This is a genomic window from Nostoc sp. (genome assembly GCF_036918015.1).
Lineage (GTDB): Bacteria > Cyanobacteriota > Cyanobacteriia > Cyanobacteriales > Nostocaceae > Nostoc.
Genome location: NZ_JBALEO010000098.1, coordinates 340,068 through 360,196, shown reverse-complemented (window position 1 = coordinate 360,196; position 20,129 = coordinate 340,068). Strand labels below are relative to the sequence as shown.

The 20,129-nt window shown below is 40.7% G+C and carries 14 protein-coding genes; 9 read left to right on the top strand and 5 right to left on the bottom strand.

What is annotated here, in order from left to right; translation table 11 throughout:
* Positions 1–54 precede the first annotated feature (54 nt).
* From V7K61_RS32225 to scyA, 4 genes are all read right to left on the bottom strand, one after another.
* The gene (locus V7K61_RS32225; RefSeq protein ID WP_335059965.1) at positions 55–1,359 is read right to left on the bottom strand and encodes a ScyD/ScyE family protein; all 1,305 of its coding nucleotides are present in this window, start codon (positions 1,357–1,359) and stop codon (positions 55–57) included.
* A gap of 91 nt (positions 1,360–1,450) precedes the next feature.
* On the bottom strand, positions 1,451–2,422 hold the full coding sequence (gene scyC / locus V7K61_RS32220) for a scytonemin biosynthesis cyclase/decarboxylase ScyC (RefSeq protein WP_335059963.1): 972 nt from the start codon (positions 2,420–2,422) through the stop codon (positions 1,451–1,453).
* A 25-nt stretch (positions 2,423–2,447) separates the two neighbouring features.
* Entirely contained in the window at positions 2,448–3,509 is a 1,062-nt protein-coding gene (gene scyB / locus V7K61_RS32215) for a tryptophan dehydrogenase ScyB (RefSeq protein WP_335059961.1), read from the bottom strand.
* A gap of 402 nt (positions 3,510–3,911) precedes the next feature.
* Positions 3,912–5,789, bottom strand: a complete 1,878-nt coding sequence (scyA, locus tag V7K61_RS32210) for a scytonemin biosynthesis protein ScyA (RefSeq protein ID WP_335059958.1) — start codon at positions 5,787–5,789, stop codon at positions 3,912–3,914.
* A 1,667-nt stretch (positions 5,790–7,456) separates the two neighbouring features.
* Between scyA and V7K61_RS32205 the strand changes: the two genes are divergently transcribed.
* Positions 7,457–9,436, top strand: a complete 1,980-nt coding sequence (locus V7K61_RS32205) for a scytonemin biosynthesis sensor histidine kinase (RefSeq protein ID WP_335060120.1) — start codon at positions 7,457–7,459, stop codon at positions 9,434–9,436.
* A 141-nt stretch (positions 9,437–9,577) separates the two neighbouring features.
* Entirely contained in the window at positions 9,578–10,450 is an 873-nt protein-coding gene (locus tag V7K61_RS32200) for a response regulator transcription factor (RefSeq protein ID WP_335059956.1), read from the top strand.
* A 9-nt stretch (positions 10,451–10,459) separates the two neighbouring features.
* Here the strand turns inward: V7K61_RS32200 and V7K61_RS32195 are convergent, their stop codons facing one another.
* The gene (locus V7K61_RS32195) at positions 10,460–11,662 is read right to left on the bottom strand and encodes an AAA family ATPase (RefSeq protein WP_335059954.1); all 1,203 of its coding nucleotides are present in this window, start codon (positions 11,660–11,662) and stop codon (positions 10,460–10,462) included.
* A gap of 645 nt (positions 11,663–12,307) precedes the next feature.
* Here V7K61_RS32195 and V7K61_RS32190 point away from each other — a divergent pair.
* From V7K61_RS32190 to V7K61_RS32160, 7 genes are all read left to right on the top strand, one after another.
* Positions 12,308–13,096 (top strand): GDSL-type esterase/lipase family protein, encoded by a 789-nt coding sequence (locus V7K61_RS32190; protein ID WP_335059952.1) that lies wholly within the window; start codon positions 12,308–12,310, stop codon positions 13,094–13,096.
* A 192-nt stretch (positions 13,097–13,288) separates the two neighbouring features.
* On the top strand, positions 13,289–13,723 hold the full coding sequence (locus V7K61_RS32185; RefSeq protein ID WP_335059950.1) for a hypothetical protein: 435 nt from the start codon (positions 13,289–13,291) through the stop codon (positions 13,721–13,723).
* A gap of 560 nt (positions 13,724–14,283) precedes the next feature.
* Entirely contained in the window at positions 14,284–15,570 is a 1,287-nt protein-coding gene (locus tag V7K61_RS32180; RefSeq protein WP_335059948.1) for a cation:proton antiporter, read from the top strand.
* 270 nt (positions 15,571–15,840) lie between these two features.
* Positions 15,841–18,030 carry a cation:proton antiporter gene (locus V7K61_RS32175; protein ID WP_335059945.1) on the top strand — a complete coding sequence of 730 codons (2,190 nt, stop codon included), beginning with the start codon at positions 15,841–15,843 and terminating at the stop codon, positions 18,028–18,030.
* A 4-nt stretch (positions 18,031–18,034) separates the two neighbouring features.
* Positions 18,035–18,517: a hypothetical protein gene (locus tag V7K61_RS32170; protein WP_335059943.1), complete on the top strand. Its 483-nt coding sequence runs from the start codon at positions 18,035–18,037 to the stop codon at positions 18,515–18,517.
* A 131-nt stretch (positions 18,518–18,648) separates the two neighbouring features.
* Positions 18,649–19,479 (top strand): AMIN domain-containing protein, encoded by an 831-nt coding sequence (locus V7K61_RS32165; protein WP_335059941.1) that lies wholly within the window; start codon positions 18,649–18,651, stop codon positions 19,477–19,479.
* A gap of 229 nt (positions 19,480–19,708) precedes the next feature.
* A complete protein-coding gene (locus V7K61_RS32160; protein WP_335059939.1) occupies positions 19,709–19,843 on the top strand; it encodes a hypothetical protein in 135 nt (44 codons plus the stop codon).
* The last annotated feature ends 286 nt before the right edge of the window (positions 19,844–20,129 follow it).

The window sequence follows — 20,129 nt, the reverse complement described above, 5'->3', positions numbered from 1 at the left end:
TTTGAAGACAATGAATCCCAGTCTTTGAGGAACGCAGAATTGGTTTGAAACTTTTTAATTGAGCGTCACAATTTCATTTATGGGAGGTTGGGGGATTCTTTTCTTGTGCAACCAAGCAACGCCCAAGGTAGCGATCGCTAATACGCCTAAATTAGAATCAGGTTCAGGAACAGATTTGGTATTTTCAATTCTGAGAACTTGTCCAAGTCCTGGGCGATCGCCTCGGTTGGTGACGTATACTGCACCATCAGCACCAATAGTCAGAGCGCTAGGCGACTCTAATCCATTGCCCCTCAGCAGAGTTGTGCGTGTGCCATTGGGAGCTATTTTGATTACAGAACCATCAAAATTACCCTTCCAGGCTGACTGATTGGCGTACTGCAAAGCATACAAATTGCCCGCAGGATCGAATTCCAAGTCTGTGAGTTGGGTAAAACCATCGGCGAAGACTGATGATTTACCATCAGCACCGACTCGATAGATTTTTGCACCGCCTTCGGGGAAAGGAAAACCAGTAAATTGGCTGACATAATAAGCACCATCAGGCCCTTTTGCCACCCCTGAAGGTACTGGTTGAGTTGCAAACTGCGATGGGCCAAGCCCCGCCGTAGGCGATCGCACCACTTCCCCTTGGGATGGAACCTGCGCAGGTTCATTGGATGGGGAGCCAGAAGGTGGAAAGACAGGATTCGTCAAGATGTCTTCGGGGAAGGTGGTAATAGCTTGCAAATTAATACCACCAGTATTAACACTGAGTAAGTCGTTTGCACCTGCATCAACTGCAACTAACTTATTACCATCGATGACAAAACCCAAGGGATTGCTACCGACATCACCACCATCGGGATTATTGGCGAGTTCATAGTTAGCTATATCAGCAACACTCGTCCAGGAATTGGTATTAAAGTCGGGAGCAATGATTTTACCGAAGTCAGTGTAACCTAAATTGCGATCGCGAAAGGCTGGATTCGCCCCATACCCAATCAGAACATAAGGTTTACCTGTAGCATCAAATTGGATATCACGAGGGCCACCGGCTCCAGTACCATCTGGTAACGCTATGGAAGAAAGTCCTGTAAGTATGCGCTCGGTTTTACCATTCTCAATTTTGGTAACTGCCCCACTTGTGCCATAGCATAAAGAATCACCTTGACCGCTTGCTGGTGGAACACAACCGCCACTTCCCCCGATTCCCGCCTCTGTAACATAGAGATTACCATCAGGGCTAAAGCTTAGTCCTCCGGCATTATATAGACCGTCGGCGATTACTGAAAAGGATGCAGCTGAGGCAGCTTTCATTCCCGAAAAAGCGGCAACACAAAAGGCGAGGAAAGTAATAGTAAGTTGCTTCTGTTTCATATTTTGTCCTTTGTCCTTTGTCCTTTGTCATTTGTTCTTTGTCTTTTGTTAATTCACCAATGACTAATGACTAATGACCAATGACCAATGACTAATGACTATTAACTAGAGGTTCTTGAATTTTTGGTAGATAGCTCATTCCTCGGTCAAATGATTTGAGGTTGCCAGCTTTGGCTTCGAGTAAACGTTTGATGTTCATGCTCTCAGCGCCATAGTCTTCAATCTGAAGTTTGCCGTGGGTTACAGTTCCATCTGTTTTCCAGAATGTGATTCGATGCAGAATGAAACCAGAGGCCTCGGGATCGGCGAAAGCATAAGCGGTTGGGATGAGTAACGCTACAGAACGCTGATAATATTCGTAATCTGGATAAAAATGTTCTTGTTCAAGCAAGTAGTATTTACTTAAAGAATGAACTCGCACAGAAACTTTTACTTTTTGGTCATATTCATCTTTGAATTCACCTGATTCAGCAGTGATATCACCATTGGGTCGCAGTAAATGCGCCCACTCATCTACGTTTTTTAGGTCTTTTAAGTATTCAATGCCAATTTCAATTGGGGCATCAACATAAATGGTGTCTGTATCGATAAAGTGGCTTCCTTTGGCTGCTGAGGTCAGACCAGCTTTGCGTTCTAAATTACCTTTGAGAGAACGACATTCAGAAGTGTGTACTGTGTGAATTCCCTGCATAATCATCTGAGTCTGTCGTTTGGGATCGACAAAGCTCAACCAGTGGAAATACACACCTTTTTCATCTGTTCCCGGCTCGATGTAGTCGGTGGGAAATAGCAAGACAGGATAAACCTGAAAATATTTCTGATACTCTAATCCACAGTGCCACTCAATGCCGTAGAAAAGTGGATTTTCTAATTTTTTAACATGATAATAGAGATTTTTGTGATAACCAGATGCAGTTCCCAGCCAGGTATCTTCGTCAATTTGCTCTTTCATCCGGCTATAAAGCGTCCATTCATCCAAATTTTTTAAACTACAAAGGTAGTCAAAGGCGCTTTCTGGTGAAGTAGCAATATATGCTGATGTAGCAAAGGTATTCTTTTCCATTTTTCACTCCTAAAGATAATAATAATTAAGCTGCGATCGCTGTATTCTTGGTTCGCTTACTATTGTTGATCCGGTCTTCTGCTAATCGTCTAGCAGCATCGTTAGTAGTAACTCCTTGCTCTTTCGCAATCTCAAAAATTGCTAATAGCGTGTCATAAATGTTATGCACTTGTTTGAAAGCTTTTTCTTCGTCATAACCAATCATTTCGTTGTAAACATTGATTAGTCCTCCAGCATTAATTACATAATCTGGACTATAAATAATCCCTTTTTTAGCAAGCATTTGACTATGTAGTTGCTCATTCTCTAATTGATTATTAGCTGCACCAGCAATAATCGAAGCTTGCAGGAAAGGAATTGTATGACTATTCAAAATTCCTCCTAAAGCGCAAGGAGCAAAAATATCTACATCAAGTGAATAAATTTCGGTTGGTTCTACAACAGTTGCACCAAAAAGCCGTTTAACCTCTTCTGCTTTTACTGGATCTACATCACTAACAAAAAGCTGGACATCATGCTCATGTAAGTGCCGACAGAGATTTTTCCCAACATTTCCTAAGCCTTGAACTGCAACTTTCATGCCATCAAGTCTTTTGCTCTGCCAACGAGATTCTACAGCGGCTTTAATTCCGAGAAAAACTCCTAGTGATGTTATGGGAGCAGGCCCGCCAGATTTTTCTGACACCCCAACAACATATTTAGTTTCTTGACTAATTGTCCGCACATCATCAGGAGTAATATTGACATCTTGTCCGGTAATAAAACGCCCATTCAAACTATCAACAAAACGTCCATAAGCTCTCAACAAATCATCTGTCTTATTTTCAGGATTAGCAATGATTACTGCTTTTCCTCCACCAGCCGGAATGTTGGCACAGGCAGCTTTATATGTCATTCCACGACTCAGACGAAGTGCATCTTTTAAAGCAGCTTCTTCGTTGATATAAGGCATGAGTCTTGTTGCTCCCATCGCCGGGCCCAAGGTTGTGTCATGGATGGCAATAATTGCCTTAATTTCGGGATTTTTACCATGACAAAATAGAACTTGTTCGTGACCCATTTCTCTAACAGTTTCAAATAGCAGCATCTTGATCTCTCGATATTGTTTGGGATTGCTTAGAGAAAGTAATGAACATTACAAAATGTAAATGGATAGACACAAAAACCCTCTGGAAGATTAGGATTGGATGAAGTAAGAGAGACTTTTGTATTCAAATAAACATTTAAAATTCCAGTTTCGTGAATGTAGTTATTCGCTGGAATAAGAGAATGAGGAAACGAACCGCAAAGGGCGCAGAGAACGCAAAGGTAAGAAAGCTGTAAAGGATTTTTGCACTGGGATGCTCCCGTGTTTTACTCTCTTCCCGCTATAAGATTACTTATCTCTTCCTTTGCGTACTTTGCGTCCTTTGCGGTTCGTTAAAAAAAATCTTCGAGCCGGAAGAGAGTAATGTTTATAACAATCGAATAAGATTCCCAGCTTTGAAAATCAAACCATTGGAAATGAAACTTGCTTGACTGCATTTTTAGCGGCACTTGATTTAACTCCTTGTGCTGCCAAACTCTTATTACGTCCACCAGAAGGTGCTGGCCGATCGGCATCAATCACTACATCGATTAAAAAGGGAACGGTTGATGCGATCGCTTGTTCTAATGCAGCTTCAATATCCGACTCTCTGACAACGACGATCGCTTCTGCTCCCATCCCACGAGCAATCATGGCAAAGTTCGTCGGTGGAAGTGTTGCATCTGCGCCCTTTAACCCCAAGATTTTCATCCCTTGATGGCACATGTTGTAACGCGCATCGTTAAGTACAATCCAGATTGCCGGAATTTTGTATTTCACGGCTGTACTGATTTCGTTATTCATCAGCATTGCTCCATCGCCGACAATACCCACAGCCTTACTATTGTTCGCTAACGCTGCACCCAACACTCCGGTGACGGCGTGACCCATTGCTCCGACTCCGGTGCTGACTCGGTAACGATTGGCTTCGGCAAATTGCAGTAAATGAGTTGACCAAGTAAAGGAGTTACCACACTCTGCCATCACTACAGCATCGCTACCCTCAACAACGATCTTTTGAATTGCTGCCATCAATACTTCTGGACGTACTGGATAGTCTACGTCTGATGCCGGTTCAATTGCTTTTTGTTCTGGACGAGGTAGCGGCATTGTGGAATCAGGAGCATCCGGCAATTGCTGCAACAACTCTTTCACAAAAGCTTTGATGTCAGACCGAACTCCGAAAGTTTCAACGTGGGGATAGGCTACACCTGGCACTTCCGGGTCAATATCTACATGGACAAAACCTTCTTTTGGAACTAGCGCCGAACTCCAGAAGGAAGTCGGTTCGCCAAGACGGGTTCCTAATACGAGTGTGCGTAGTGGAGGTTGTTCTTCCATATAAGTTAAGACGGAAGCATGACCGCCTAAACCTGTGACACCTACAAACTGGGGATGATCTTCAGGGAAGATACCTTTACCACGGGGTGAGCAGATAACGGCTGCTCCAGTTTTTTCAGCGAGTTCAAGGATTTCGGCTGCTGCATCACGCGCACCGAAACCAACCCAGATAGCAAAGGGGCCAGATGATAATAACTCTACAGATTTAGCGATCGCTTCTTTGGAAGCAGTCATCGGAAAGGGAGAAATATCTAGCTGAGGTAATGCTATATCCTCAACTAAACTTGTCTGCACAGCGGTGGGAATGCTCAAATGGGCCACAAATCCGCCTGGTTGCGCCATAGCCAAAGCCAATTTACGAAAAATCTGCGGTAGTTGAGCCGCAGATTCAATCGTGATTGCATAGTTGAATAGCGCTCCTGGGGTAAAAATCCCTCCACTTGGCAATGTATAAGTACTGGTTTCTTGAATTGCCCAACGTCCACGCTGCGGTGCTGAGGTGCAAGCCGACAACAAAATCACCTTTGCACCTTCCCCACGAGCCGCAAACAATCCGGTGAGGGCGTTGGTGATCCCCGGCCCTGCTGTGGTAAAAACTACAGTGGGGCGATTATTCGCAAAGTAAGCTTCGGTGGCTGCAAATGCTGCTCCGGCTTCATGGCGGAAGTTCAACACCTCTATACTGCTATTGGATAGCGCACCCCAAAGGCTGGCCATTGCACCACCAGCGACACCAAAAGCGTAGCCTACTCCCAAATTTTCCAACATTTGAGCGATCGCATCCGCAACTGAGAGCGTTGGAGCGATTTCATCGTTTAAAAAAGGCTGAATTCCCCCATTCTTCTCTAATTCATCAAGCTGACGGGAGTCAGACACAGATTCTACATATCTGTTTGCTGGAAGTTCCTTGTATGGCTCAGTGGTGATGAGAGGATTTGAACCAGTATAGTTTTGACTCATTAGTTTCACTTAATTACAGAAAGTTATACAAAGGCTTTTTAGTTTACAATCACAGCCCTAGAAATATTTAATACAAACAACTCTGTTGTTTCTCACAGCTATGATCTAGCTTGGTCAAGAGTAGAAATGGCTGATCGCTGCTGATTGATGCTTGTGAGCGCAGTACCAAAAAATTTTTACCGAAAGCATACAACAGTTGAGGCTGTGCTTCTTGTGACCAGAATAAAGGAGATGAAGACTGTTGTACAATCAAAAATCTTTTGATGGAGATGTCAAATTTTTCGCTTCTATGGTGGTGACTACAGTATTTAAGTAGATTAGCGGGGAAAAACTAAATGGTGTAAAGATATATAAACTAGCAATTAACCTGAAGTTAAGGGTGTCTCAGAATCTTTAGAAAACTTCATATAGCTAGCTTTAATAGCACCGATCTAATTAATAAACCCCTGATGAGGTTCTTATCCACTACAATGAAAACCTAATTTACAATGAAAAATCTTTTGGTGTAGGTGTCAATTCTTTCGCTTTAATTATGATTGTGACATTTGCAACTTAGTCACCTGAAAGATTGATATTCTGCAATTGCACAAACGGTACATTAATAAATTTACAATAGGAAATCTTTTGATGTAGGTGTCAATTCTTTCGCTTTAGAACTTACACAATTTTTTATCCGAATTTAAGCATGAGGAGATTTAGCGGTCTTTATATTGCCAGCAAAAACTTTTTGAGTCAATTATTTGTAACGATAAAGACATCATTTTTCAACTTTTTATAGTTCTTTTGAGGGATGACAAAGTATTCAGTATATAAATATTTTTAAGTATGTTTTATAACACATACACAGCAGATATATACTTAGTATAAGAATACAGTGTTTTTTGAGGATAAAACAAACACAATCCTATACGTCAAAATATACGTATTATTTTAATACAAATGTACTTCTTGCGACGGATGACTAAGCATATTCTTCTATAGTTAAATCCCTGAGAGAGTAAGTTAAGATAAATTAAGAAAATAAGTTGATGAGTTGAAGTTTATTCATTTAAGCCAAGTTCAGCACTGCAAATTCATTTATGTTGAAAATCAAACGATTCTACACAAGTAGTTCGCCAAAGTCCTTGGTAGGGAAAATGTTAAAGGATAAAAATTTTTATACTTTAACCTTTCCCCAGTGGAAACCCAGGAATTTTAGGTTGATGAACTCTTGTAGAGACGTAGTATTGCTACGTCTCTACAAGAGTTCTTGATAACGCATAATTAATTTGTGGAGATGTCTATGAATTAGTTCTGGTGCAGAACGAGTTTAAATTGAAAATATCTTATCTACTTATAGGTTAAGAGTTTTGAACTCTTATCTAATAAGGTTGATTGGCTAATCTAGATTTGATTTGCCTAAATCTTGTGCTGCTAGAAAAAGCTGTTTAAGTCAAGAAGAATTTTTGAAAATATTTAGTTTTTTTAGGAATATTTGATTCAATAATTTACATTTTATTGGTATGATAAGTTTTGTTAAGGTAATTAGTAATATTTTTAATATCCTAATAAATTTTATTTTTCACATTTTTTCACAGCCAAACAGTACACCAAAGATTTTAGTAAGTTATGACTATTAACTCATTAATGGGAATAGTGCTGATTGATTACCAGGAGGAAGTATGAATATGAATTCTGGCGAATATACACTAGCTAGATCAAACAATCAATGGGCACTACAACCAGAAATAGAGATGAAGTTTGCTCACTTTCTAATAAATCACGCTGTAGATGCTGCCTTCTGTTTAGGAGCAAACGCGCAGTTTCTTTACGTTAACGATGCCACTTGTCTGATGACTGGGTATTCCCGTGAGGAATTACTTTCTATGAGGCTGCATGATATAGATGTAGATTTTTCGCTGCATAATTGGTCAGATATTAGCGCACAGGGTTCCCTTACCTTTAAATCTCGCTATCGGACAAAAGGAGGTCGGATATTTCTGGTAGAAATATCTATGAACTATGTAAAACACCAAGATATGGAATTTGGCTGTGCCTTTGCTCGTGAAAAAACTGATGAAATAGTAGAATTGAGCGTGCAAAAATGGACTGATGGATTAAAAGATGCCAAAGACAATTTGCAACAAGAATTTTATCAACTCAAGTCCAAAGAAGTAGAACTAGAAACATCTCTTTCTTTACTTCGTTCTACTCTTGAGTCTACTGCCATTGGTATTGTTGCAGTTAACTTTGAGGGAGATATTCTAAGCTTGAATCAGAAATTTGTGGATATGTGGCAGATCCCAGAATCCCTAATATTATCTAAAAAATGTCCTCGATGCAAAGCATTTTTCGAGAACCAACTTAAAGATCCACAAGCCTTTAGTCGGCTGATTTGGGAAGTTTCTAGCCAATCTGATTTCGAGAGCTACGATATTCTGGAATTGAAAGATGGAAGAGTTTTTGCACATCACTCTAAACCTCAGTTGCTTGAGGGTAAAATTATTGGGAGAGTGTGGAGTATTTGGGACATTACTGAATCGAAACAGACTGAAGAAGCATTACGTCTGAACGCAACTAGATTTCGGACTTTAGCCGAAACCACAGACGCAGGCACTTTTCTGATTCAAGGTACACGGCTTTGCTATGTAAATCCGGCAGTAGAACAACTCACTGGCTATACAAAAGAAGAACTACTAACAGGTTTTGATCTTCGCCGACTGATTAAGAGCAAAAAACGCAGGCAAATACGTAACCCGAATGAAGCCGCTAACTTTGAATATCAGGAAATGAATATTTTAACAAAAAACGGCACGGAGCGCTGGCTAGCCTGTGCAGTTGCCAAGCTTGATGGAGGGCTGGATTTTGGGGGAAACCCAGTCGAACTGATTGCAGGTATCGATATTACCGATTACAAATATGCAGAATTAGGTCTTAACCAAGCTTTAGAACAAGCCAAACAACTTAGCGAACTTAGAGCGCGTTTTCTTTCTATGGTTTGCCATCAATTCCGAACTCCATTGAATATTGTTTCATTTTCTAATAGTTTACTTAAAGAAGAAGTAGACAAACGTACACAGAAGAAAATCCAACCATTACTCGATCACATTCAAAAAGCCACCGAACAACTGAGTCTGATGTTGGATGATATTTTGTTCTTCTCTAAAGCAGAATCAGCCAAATTAAATTTTGAACCAAAACCACTTGAGTTAGTTCAATTTTGTCAGGATTTAGTTGCACAAATGCAGATGATTGTTAGCCAAAAATCAATTAATTTTGTGAGTCAAGATAGCTCTCTAACAGCCTATATAGATAAAAAACTGTTAGAGCCTATTTTGAAAAATTTGCTTGATAACGCGATTAAGTATTCTCCCTCGAATCTGGCAATTAATTTAGAACTATCTTGCCAAAATGAAAAATTAATTTTTCAAGTAAAAGATAACGGTATCGGTATTTCAGTAGTAGATCAACAACGAATATTTGAGCCATTTTACCGTGGTAGTAATATCGATCATATACCTGGTACTGGACTAGGACTATCGATTCTTAAAACCCTTGTAGATTTACATCATGGTCAAGTTTCTGTAGAAAGTGAAGTTGATGTTGGCACTACGTTTACTGTAATTCTGCCATTAATCAAATCAGAGTTTACCTGTTCAGAGTTATGAGTATTGAGATGAAGATAGTTGTTAACTAAAAACTTAACAATCATAACTCTCGGAACGAGTTAATTAAATTTCATTCTTATTTAGATACTCACCAAAGAGTCTAGTAAGTAGCTTCTCTCACATTTATAGTAATAGAAAATCATGTACGAATCGTCAAAGAAAATTCTCGTCATTGAAGATGATAGCGTTACCCGTAATCTTTATTTAAAGGGTCTTGAGGCTAAAGGGTTTGATATGATAGGCGCTCAAAACGGTCGTGTTGGTATCCAACAAGCACAAAAGGATGTACCCGACTTAGTTATTTGCGATATCACCATGCCCGATATGGATGGTTATAGCGTTTTAAATACCCTACGCCAAGATCCTCTGACAGCAATTATTCCTTTCATTTTTCTGACTGGCAGTAGTACTAAAGCAGATGTTCGCAAAGCTATGGAATTGGGAGCAGATGATTATCTTACCAAACCCTCGACATTAGATGAATTGCTCAAAGCGATCGCTATTCGCTTGGAAAAGCAGGCTAATCTCCAATACTGGTGTGCGATGAAATTCGAGAAAGCTCCAAAATCATCAGCATTTACAGATGATACTACAGCGATCGCTTCCGGTGTTGCCGTCGCCTCTGATAAAGAAGTCAACATTCGTCCTAAATCAATCTTTCCCTGCATTCCGCAATTAAAAGAAGTTTTCGATTTTATTGAAGCTCATTATCATCAAGGAATTACTTTGTGTGATGTGGCTGTTGCTGTTGGTTACTCATCGGCTTACTTAACTAACCGAGTAAAGGAGACAAGTGGAGAGACTGTAAACTGCTGGATTGTCAAACGCCGGATGGCAGAAGCTTGTTTTTTACTCCAAAATAATAATGAGACAGTCGAGAAGATAGCGAAAGCATTGGGCTATCAGGATGTGTCTCACTTCTCCCGCCAGTTTCGCCAACATCACGGTTTACCTCCCCAAGCTTGGCGCAGAGAGCATCAGCTTGTATCGCAAAAACAGGTGAAACTGTGGTGAAAGTAGATTTCAAACAAATAGTTGTGTAAACTCATATATTAAATCCACCCTACCTTTACGTAACATGGCTGGATCTAATCTTTCAGTAGTGTTACAAGTCATCAAGATAACTAACCGTTGCTGCATCTGAATACCAGAGTCATCAATTACACTCTGATACAAAGTGCCATCCAGCAAACTCAGAATGTGTTCTGTTTTGTTATTGTATTGCGCTACCTCCGAAGCACGATTTTGCGCTAGATTATCAGCTTCGTTAATAACGATACAAATACGCTCTATGTAAGTCGGGGGGACAAAATTAGCGATCGCATCATGATCTAAAATAAAAATTACATACCCTAAAGGTACAAGAATTTCTTTTGCTACTGCCTGTGTCCAGACTGTTTTGCCAGTACCTGGTTGTCCATGTACAACAACCGCTAACTGGTTTTGATTGAGAATCGCTTGCTGTACAGAATCAGTAAAGTTTTGGATATCTGCGGGAAATGTCCGAATGTTAAATTGACTATGAACCTTGCCTACACGACTTTGATAGCCACTCAGCATCACTGCTAAGTCGTAAGTTGCTTTGTTAATTAGTGGCGCGAGATTTTGTGCCATTAAAGTATATTGTCGTCGCCCGCGATCGTAGGGATCAATTTGCAACCAAACGTCATACTTAGACCAGTAAGCATAAACAGTATTAATAACGTCTAAACGTTCCCAACTAACGAATTTATCTATAGGAAAGTAAAAATCTCTCTCTGAGAAATACTGGGTAATAATATCAGGATTACCCAATACACCTAAAACTCGCATTACAGTAATTTCTTGCAGTCGATTAAGAACATAATCAATAGGAATATTACTACGACTGACAAATTGGACGATAGGCGTTTCCGTACTCAAAACATCTTTATAGCGATGATCTGGTGATTGAGGATCTGGTGTGATGTAATTCCAAAACTTTTCAACTTCGTAACGGGTATTATCAGATACAACACTTAATAAATTAGCCCACCAAGCATAATTATTTCGTCCTAAAACATCAGCAACATTACTCGCTAAATTCAAACTTTTTTGACTTAATTCGCGGGAGTCACTATACAACAGTTGCCATAAAAATCCCCAGTCTAACTCTCGATTAAACGGTCGCCAACCGCAAGCAATTAAGCTTTGCCGAGTATTATTTGTAGGAGTACCTTCGTTGCTTCTAAAATAGTCAAAAACCATATTTATCGGTTATGCAGCGTTAATTAAGTTATTTTGTGTTAAGTAGGAAGTTTTGAAAAATTTTATCTCGTAATATCAACTAATTGCATACAAATGGTAATTGTATTTCCACTGTAGTGGCGAGGAAGTCTTTTTAATTTAACTCATTACTCTTGTAATATACTGTATTACAAGTTGATTACTTGTGTCAACTTTTTTGACAAACCAATTGATAAGTGAGTGTTTATACCATTTTGAATTTTAAATTTTAGATTTTGGATTGTGAAACATCCATTAGATAAGTGTTTCAGTTTTCCATCTGTCGCAATCATTTTTCAAATTGGTATTACTTTTAGCGATTGATGTACCTGCACTATTTATCCGTTTGTAGATGAGGACTGACAGCGATTTTGTGGGAATCTCCCTCTTTTCTCTTCTTCAGCGTCCTTCTCTGACGAGACGCTGCGCGAATGCGCCTCAGCGGTTCGATTCTCATACTGATTGTTAAAGTACGGTAGCCCATCGTACAGAGGCTCAACTGCCGCAATATTAACCTTACAACTATATCAACAAGCAAAAACTCCATAGATACTTGAATACTAAAGATCGCCAACTATGGTATAGAAATGTATAGAATCTTGTAAAGATATAAAATATAGTTGTTAAATGCACACATTTCTCGCTTCTTCCTCAATGCAGCTGTCTGTACCACCAAATCACTTTCAGCCTATGAAGATTGTCGCACTGGGGGACAGCTTAATTTATGGATTCGGCGACCCGGAAAAAGGAGGCTGGATTGAGCAACTACGGCGATGGTGGATGTTGCCGGATAGTGCCGGTCATATTCTTTATAATTTAGGGGTGAGAGGCGATCGCACGCAACAAGTAGCCCAAAGACTGGAAGTTGAATTTCGCCACCGGGGTGAACTGCGAAATCGTGTTCCTGATTTGATTATTTTATCCGTAGGCGTGAATGACTCAGCCCGGTTGGCGCGCCCTGATGGTAAAAGTTACACAGATTTTACATTGTTTGAAAAGGAAATTGCGTCTCTGCTAGATTTAGCACAGCAACTTTGTCCTGTGTTATTCGTGGGTATGGTGCCAGTGAATGAAGCCAAGATGCCGTTTTTAGATTGTTTTTACTATAATCATGCCGACCAGTACCGCTACAAAGAAGCAACTCGAATTGCTTGCAGTAAACGGCAGATTCCCTATTTGGATATTTTTGAACAATGGATGGAACGCGGTGAAAGTTGGCGGCTAAAACGCTTGAGTGAAGATGGACTCCATCCCAATACACTAGGTTATCAAGCTTTGTTAGAAGATGTAATCAATTGGGATGCCATACCTTCTCTACGTTCGCGCAGCGTGTCGCAGACAGATGCTACGCGAACAATGGACTTTGCCAATGCAGCTTACCATTCTAAATTTGATTATCACCTAAAACCATCTTAATAATATAGATGTGTTGGTGCTTTGAGGGTAGCCGATATTCTCGTATTTGCCATCCTCGCAAAAAGCACCAAAATCTTCCTGAATTTTTAATGAAGCGACTCAAAATCTATTTATAAAAACTCTAATTTCTCTATATTATTCATAACTCCTAACTCCTAACTCCTAACTCCTAACTCAGCACTCAGCACTCCTATGACACCAACTTTATTTGGTCGCTGGCAAACTCGATTATTATTACTGGCAACTGTCGGCGTACTCGTATCTTTGCCATTTGCAACGGGTTGGATTGGCCCTGGTGCTAACTCGGTTTATTTTTGGATACTTGCTTATGTCGCCATCTTTGGCTTAGGTTGGGATGTACTTTATGACTATCTACAAAAATCCCGTTGGGATAGAGATTGGCCCGCAGCTTATCAACTCTTAGCTGGTATATGGGAATTAATATTTATATTTTGTGGAGTTAAGCTATTTGGCTTCTTGCCAATACCTTTACCGAAAGAAGAACTTTCGCCAGGAGCTTTTTTATTGCACTATAGCATCGTGTGGCTAGCAGTTTTTATTAGTTCCCAAAGCCTGATGCGAATTATCTTCCCTCGTTGGCGTTTTCGAGGTGGGGAGTGGTTGTAAAATCTGACTTTTCACGGTATCTGGAAAACCTCTCTCTAAATCTCTCTCCTTTTAGGAGAGAGACTTTGAATTTTCCCTCTTCCTGCGTCGGGAAGGGGGTTAGGTTTTTCGTGCGCTTTTCCACATAACGTGAAAAGTCAGCTGTAAAATCTGAAATTATCGAAACTAATTTAATCAAAAATTCTAGCAATTTTCAGGTAATTCAACCGTAGGGTAGGGACACACAAATGTACGTTCCTACAGTCGATTGTGTCTCAAATAGATAAAAAAGGCTATAAATCGCAAATTAACAAATCATAAAAAATCATATATGGCGGTTTTAGTTTGGATGCAATATGTTGTATTGACGTACAGTTGTGTGCGTTATTAATAACAAGATGACTTTGGAAACCAAAGCAACGCATTTCTTGTTGTATCTCATCAAATTACAAACAGCTATCTTATGTTTACAAAATTGGTATTTGTGCTGATGTAGTAGGTAGTCATATATGAGTAAAACAGGACAAACTTTAGAGTCTGGAGAGATTCTTCAATGCAGAGACGTAAATTAAGGAAGTGCAATGTCAAATTTTGATCTGGTTATTCAGCTATTTCTGCAACTCACAGTTATCTTAGCGACTTGTCGCATTGTCACGATTATAGGACGCCGCTATCTTGGTCAAACTGATGTTGTTTGCGAAATGATCGCAGGTGTAATGCTAGGGCCATCACTTTTAGGATTGATTGCACCAGATTTTCAGCAATGGCTATTTCCTAAGCTTCCTATCATCACTGCTGCCGGACTCAAAATACCCAATCCATCGATGTCGATTTTATATGCTATCAGCCAGATTGGGTTGGCAATTTATATGTTTTTGATTGGTTTAGAGTTTAATACCAAACTCTTAAAACATCATATCAAAAGTGCAAGTTTGCTATCTGCGGCTGGGATTATCACTCCTTTTATTTTAGGAGCGATCGCATCTTTTTGGTTTTATTACAATGGCGATTTTTTTCAACCAAAAGTTATGCCTTGGTCAGCTGCTTTGTATCTGGGTGCGTCGATGACAATTACAGCTTTTCCAATGTTAGCTCGTATTCTTTACGAACGCGGTCTTGCACAAACTCGCTTCGGTACTTTGGCTTTAGGTGCAGCATCGGTAGATGATGCAGTTGCTTGGTGTTTACTGGCGATTGTGCTTGCTAGCGTGAAAAATTCTTTAAGCATAGCCATATTAGCAATTGGTGGTGGCATTTGCTATGTGCTATTTGCGATTTTTCTTGGACAACCTCTACTAAAAGCATTCACACGCATGACAAAACGCGAAGGTGTGAACAGACAAACCCTGACTTTAATGTTGATAATTTTGATGTTTTGTGCATGGTTTACTGATGTTACAGGTATCTATGCAATATTCGGTGCTTTTGTGTTGGGAGCAGTGACACCACGCGGAGAATTTGCCCAACAAATTCGTCAATATACGGAGTTTTTAACTACTTCTTTTTTGTTACCAATATTTTTTGTCTTCTCTGGACTAAACACTCAAATTGGATTGGTAAACACACCTACTTTGTGGGGAGTGACGCTATTAATTATTGCGATCGCAATTCTCGGTAAAGGTGTTGCTTGTATGTTGGCTGCAAAATTAGCGGGGGAAAATTGGCGCGAATCTGCAACTATCGGCGCTTTAATGAATGCTCGTGGTTTGATGGAGTTAATCATCCTCAATATTGGTCTGGAACAAGGTATAATTACCCCAACTTTATTTACTATAATGGTGATTATGGCAGTCATTACTACTCTGATGGCATCACCACTAATTGCCTTTTTATTGCACGGTACAAGCTATGAGAAATCTTCTACTTAAGCAAAATTAAATATTAGATTAATTAAGTATCTAGTACAATATCTAAGCTAGTTTTGAGGGTTTTTAGTAAGCGCTTTAGTGCTGAGAAAATTAAGGACTAAAGTCCTGACTACGAACTTACTTAACCATAACGGCTGCAATTACATCGTAACAATAATTAATATAACAAGGAAGCACAAATTACTATTGGTTGTATCTAACAAGCTTGACATTTTCTAGTCTTTTAAAGAATTATCTTAGGGAAACCAGATAGTTAATTTTGAGGAAACCATGCACATAGTTATTCTCGTTCTGGTTGAGGTGCTGATTGTTATTGGACTTTCACGGCTAGTAGGTCTAGCATTCCGTTCTATTAAGCAACCACTAGTAATTGGTGAAATTGTTGCCGGAATTATGCTTGGCCCATCTTTATTTGGTTTAGTTGCTCCCCATCTAGCAGTTACCTTGTTTCCACCAGAAACTTTTCCTTTTCTGAATGTTTTGTCTCAGGTGGGACTAATATTTTTCATGTTTCTGATTGGGCTAGAACTAAATCCCAAATACCTCGGCGGACAATTAGAAGTAGCAGTTTTAACTTCTCATGTCAGCATTTTGGTGCCGTTTTCTCTAGGAACATTGCTAGCGGTGATACTTTATCCCCTAGTTTCTAATGCAAGTGTATCATTCACCGCCTTTGCTTTATTTTTGGGGGCGGCGATGTCGATTACTGCCTTCCCAGTGTTGGCGCGAATCATTACTGAAAACAATTTACAAGGAACGCGTTTAGGAACGTTGGCGTTAACTTGTGCAGCAGTGGATGATGTCACAGCTTGGTGTCTGTTGGCAGTTGCGATCGCAGTTGCGCGAACTGGTGACTTTGCTGGTGCTGTACCCACAATTATCGCCAGCATAGTTTACATCGGCTTGATGTTGACAGCCGGTCGTTGGTTCCTGCAACGCCTTGCCAAACACTACCTCCGTGCGGGACGACTCAGCCAATTGCTGCTAGCTGGGATTTATATGGGCGTGGTTGCGTCGGCGCTAATCACTGAACTAATTGGGATTCACTTAATTTTTGGAGCATTTTTGCTGGGAGCAGCCATGCCCAAAAATGAAGATTTAGTGCGAGAATTGGCAATAAAAACGGAAGATTTTGTCCTAATTTTCTTGCTGCCCATATTTTTTGCCTACAGTGGCTTAAAAACGCAGATTGGCTTGCTCAACCGTCCCGAATTGTGGCTTTTGTGTGCGTTGGTTTTAGCTGTAGCGATCGCAGGCAAATATGTTGGTACTTATGTAGCAGCTCGTGTCAGTGGCATTAGTAAACGGGAAGCCTCGGCACTTGGTTGGTTAATGAATACGCGCGGTTTAACCGAACTGATAGTGCTAAATATTGGTCTAGAGTTAGGGGTAATTTCCCCCTTAATATTTACCATGCTGGTAATTATGGCATTGGTAACTACCTTCATGACCTCGCCACTACTGGAATGGACATATCCGAAGAGACTGATCAGGTTAGATGTGGTGGAACCGGAGTTAGAAGCACAAACAGCTACCAGCGCTACTGATGCCGAAACTTATATTCGTCCCTACCGAATTTTGGTGCCAGTGGCTAATCCGAGTACCCAAAAAGGCTTGGTACAGTTGGCAGCAAACATTGCCCTCAACTCCCGATCTCCCTCTGTTGTTAACCCTCTGAGCCTGATTGAATTTGAAGAAGATTACGCCTTTGAAAGTACGCCAGTTGAAGCAGACCGATTAATTGCCCAGCGTCGGCAGCAGCTAGAAGAATTGATTAATACTCTCGAACCAGTAGAAACACGCTCTCATGTGCATCCCATCGTTCGCATATCTAGTAATGTTGCACGGGAAACCGCACAGATTGCCGCACTCAAACAAGTTGATTTAATTCTTGTGGGATGGCATCGCCCAGCTTTTAGTAGCAACCGCTTAGGTGGAAGAGTTGGTCAAATGCTCACTACTGCGCCAGTTGATGTTGCAGTGTTTGTGGATAGAGGAAGCGATCGCTTAGAAAGCTTGTTGGTGCCTTATTCGGCAAATATTCATGATGATTTAGCGCTAATCATAGCTCTGAGACTGCTAATTAACCGTGAGACTTGTATGTTACAGATTTTACAGGTTGTACCCGAAAATCACCTCAAAGATGAATTGAGTTACGAGTTAAATACGATGATGGAGCAATTACCGAGTAGTGTACGCGATCGCATCGAAATCAAAATTGTTCAAGCTCCAGATCCAATCCAAGCTGTAGTCGAAGCCTCAAAAAATGTAGACCTAACAATTGCAGGCACTAGCCGCACTTGGGGTATCGAGCGTCAAACCTTGGGAAGATATACAGATCAACTAGCCATTCAATGTTCCTCTTCCTTGCTGATTGCTCGCCGTTACAGTCAAGTCACTGCTCATCTGGCTTCCATGCTTCCTGATGTTACCAGTCAAGAGCCAACACTTAGGAGTTGAGAACATGAATCATTTCAACTTCAAATCTTTAGCTTTTTACGGAGTAGCAATAATTTCAGTGCTACTGTTGTTTAAAACTGTTACTGTTTACGGAGAAAACAAACTCAAGGCTCCTCCGCCAGTTAACGGTCGCTATCGTCTAACCCTAGCGGAGAATTTGCCTAACTGTGAAAAATCGGATACTCTGACGTTAAACATTGAACAGTCAGGTATTTACTTAAATGCCTCTGTATTACCGGCAAACGCTAACGCCGACATTGACGAAAAGCACTCTCTGGCAGGCATCTTCAGAAATCAACAATTAAATTTATCTGGAAAAGTTGGTAAATCAATCCTTTGTAATATTCCTCGCCCCCAAAACGATCCTCTAACCTCAGTCACAATTCAAATGCAACTTGTGGATAAAGGTAATATGACGGGTCAATTAACCGTAAATGGTATTCCACAAACTCTGAAATTTACTGCTGTGCCCGAAAAAGCTAATTGAATTGGGGAGTAGGTAAAAACGCGATTTATCACGTTTGTAGAGACGCGATTCATCGCGTCTACAGGATTAAAAGCGCGAAGTAAACAGCAATGTCAGCGCATTGTATGGGTTTTATGGAGCAAATAAAAAGAATGGATCGGGAACTAAAAACTACGCAATCTTACCAATGGGGCAAGCAGTTATTTAGCATCAGTATATTAAGTTTTTATGCAGCGATCGCCCTCGAAACTTTCACTACTGCTGCTACACCAGGGGCAAAGCTAAATAATTGGCGTTTTTCTCCCAAGACACAGCAACTCGAAATCACCCTCTCAGCAGCCACAACCCCTCGTTATTTCTACCTGGCCCAACCCTCTCGTTTGGTTGTAGATTTACCGAATACTAAGTTGGGCAAAGTTAGTACTCAACAAAATTATTCTGGAGCAATCAAAAGCATTCGGATTTCTCAACTCAACGCAAACGACACACGTATTGTCCTAGATTTAGCAGCAGGGACTGTTTTTAATCCCAAAAAGGTACAACTGCAACCCATTTCTCGAAAAAACTCTACTCGCTGGGTATTACGTCCGGTTATTTCTGGTAAAACTACTGCCGTAAAATCGGGAAATTCCCCTCCTTCAGACAAGAAACAACCTCAAACACTCCAAAAGCCGCCTAGTAACTTACCCGTAACTACTAACCCACAATCCCCCTCACTCGCAGCTCCGCCTCCATCCAATGAACTGCCCTCAACAATTACTACTAACTCAGGGCAGCCTTTTGTCACCGTACCCCCTTTAAATCCAAATACATCCTCTCAACAACCTGCTTTAAGTCTTCCCCCTCCTTCTTTCCCAAATCAACCCAGTAATTTAAATAACATTCCTCCATTCGGGATGTCGGAATTTCCAGTTCCAACAATCCCCAATGATCCCGAACCCCAGGTAATCGAGTTTGGTCAACCTTTACCCAAAACTAAATAGAAATTGGGAATTGGGCATGGGCATAGGTGTCAACTTAACAACCCGCTTGGTGAGAACGTTTTGCCCTTACCCCCAGCCCCTCTCCCAAGAGAGCTACGGTGTACACACAAGTCGAAAAAAGCTTGATTTTCCATTGTTTTCTCGTTGATCTCGTTCCCATGCTCTGCATATTGGTGACAACTTAAGAAAAAGGTAATGTTGTCAAGAGGTGCATCAAGGGAAAAAAGTGATGGGGAAGGCACGGGTAGGAAATCCAGACCACAAGCGATCGCGAAATATGCCCGCAGCAGAAAACGAAGTGCTGGCAGCGCGGATGGAAGAGCTATTAACACCACTGGTATATAAGCCAATACAGTTCAGTTAAGCATTTCTTTGTTCTCTCTGTGTTCTCTGCGCCTCTGTGGTTCGTTAAAAAAATTGACTTTGGCAAAAGGTTTTAACCTTAACTGAACCGTATTGACCAATAGGTGGAACCTGGGAACGAGGAAAGTCAAGGTTTTTAGGACTTGTGTGTACACCGTAGCCCAAGAGAGAGGGGAGCGAGACATTCAATTCCCCTTCTCCCTTGGGAGAAGGGGTTAGGGGATGAGGGCGTGAGGGATTTGCAAAACGCCTGTCCGATATAGTTTTCGGCTTAAGTTTACACCAAT

What these genes read in the sequence shown, in the direction of transcription:
- V7K61_RS32185 (WP_335059950.1), top strand. Translation starts at nt 13,289, where the DNA reads ATGACACCAACTTTATTTGGTCGCTGGCAAACTCGATTATTATTACTG.
- V7K61_RS32195 (WP_335059954.1), bottom strand. Translation starts at nt 11,662, where the DNA reads ATGGTTTTTGACTATTTTAGAAGCAACGAAGGTACTCCTACAAATAAT.
- V7K61_RS32170 (WP_335059943.1), top strand. Translation starts at nt 18,035, where the DNA reads ATGAATCATTTCAACTTCAAATCTTTAGCTTTTTACGGAGTAGCAATA.
- V7K61_RS32165 (WP_335059941.1), top strand. Translation starts at nt 18,649, where the DNA reads ATGGATCGGGAACTAAAAACTACGCAATCTTACCAATGGGGCAAGCAG.
- V7K61_RS32175 (WP_335059945.1), top strand. Translation starts at nt 15,841, where the DNA reads ATGCACATAGTTATTCTCGTTCTGGTTGAGGTGCTGATTGTTATTGGA.
- V7K61_RS32200 (WP_335059956.1), top strand. Translation starts at nt 9,578, where the DNA reads ATGTACGAATCGTCAAAGAAAATTCTCGTCATTGAAGATGATAGCGTT.
- V7K61_RS32160 (WP_335059939.1), top strand. Translation starts at nt 19,709, where the DNA reads ATGGGGAAGGCACGGGTAGGAAATCCAGACCACAAGCGATCGCGAAAT.
- V7K61_RS32205 (WP_335060120.1), top strand. Translation starts at nt 7,457, where the DNA reads ATGAATTCTGGCGAATATACACTAGCTAGATCAAACAATCAATGGGCA.
- scyB (WP_335059961.1), bottom strand. Translation starts at nt 3,509, where the DNA reads ATGCTGCTATTTGAAACTGTTAGAGAAATGGGTCACGAACAAGTTCTA.
- V7K61_RS32225 (WP_335059965.1), bottom strand. Translation starts at nt 1,359, where the DNA reads ATGAAACAGAAGCAACTTACTATTACTTTCCTCGCCTTTTGTGTTGCC.
- V7K61_RS32190 (WP_335059952.1), top strand. Translation starts at nt 12,308, where the DNA reads ATGCACACATTTCTCGCTTCTTCCTCAATGCAGCTGTCTGTACCACCA.
- scyA (WP_335059958.1), bottom strand. Translation starts at nt 5,789, where the DNA reads ATGAGTCAAAACTATACTGGTTCAAATCCTCTCATCACCACTGAGCCA.
- V7K61_RS32180 (WP_335059948.1), top strand. Translation starts at nt 14,284, where the DNA reads ATGTCAAATTTTGATCTGGTTATTCAGCTATTTCTGCAACTCACAGTT.
- scyC (WP_335059963.1), bottom strand. Translation starts at nt 2,422, where the DNA reads ATGGAAAAGAATACCTTTGCTACATCAGCATATATTGCTACTTCACCA.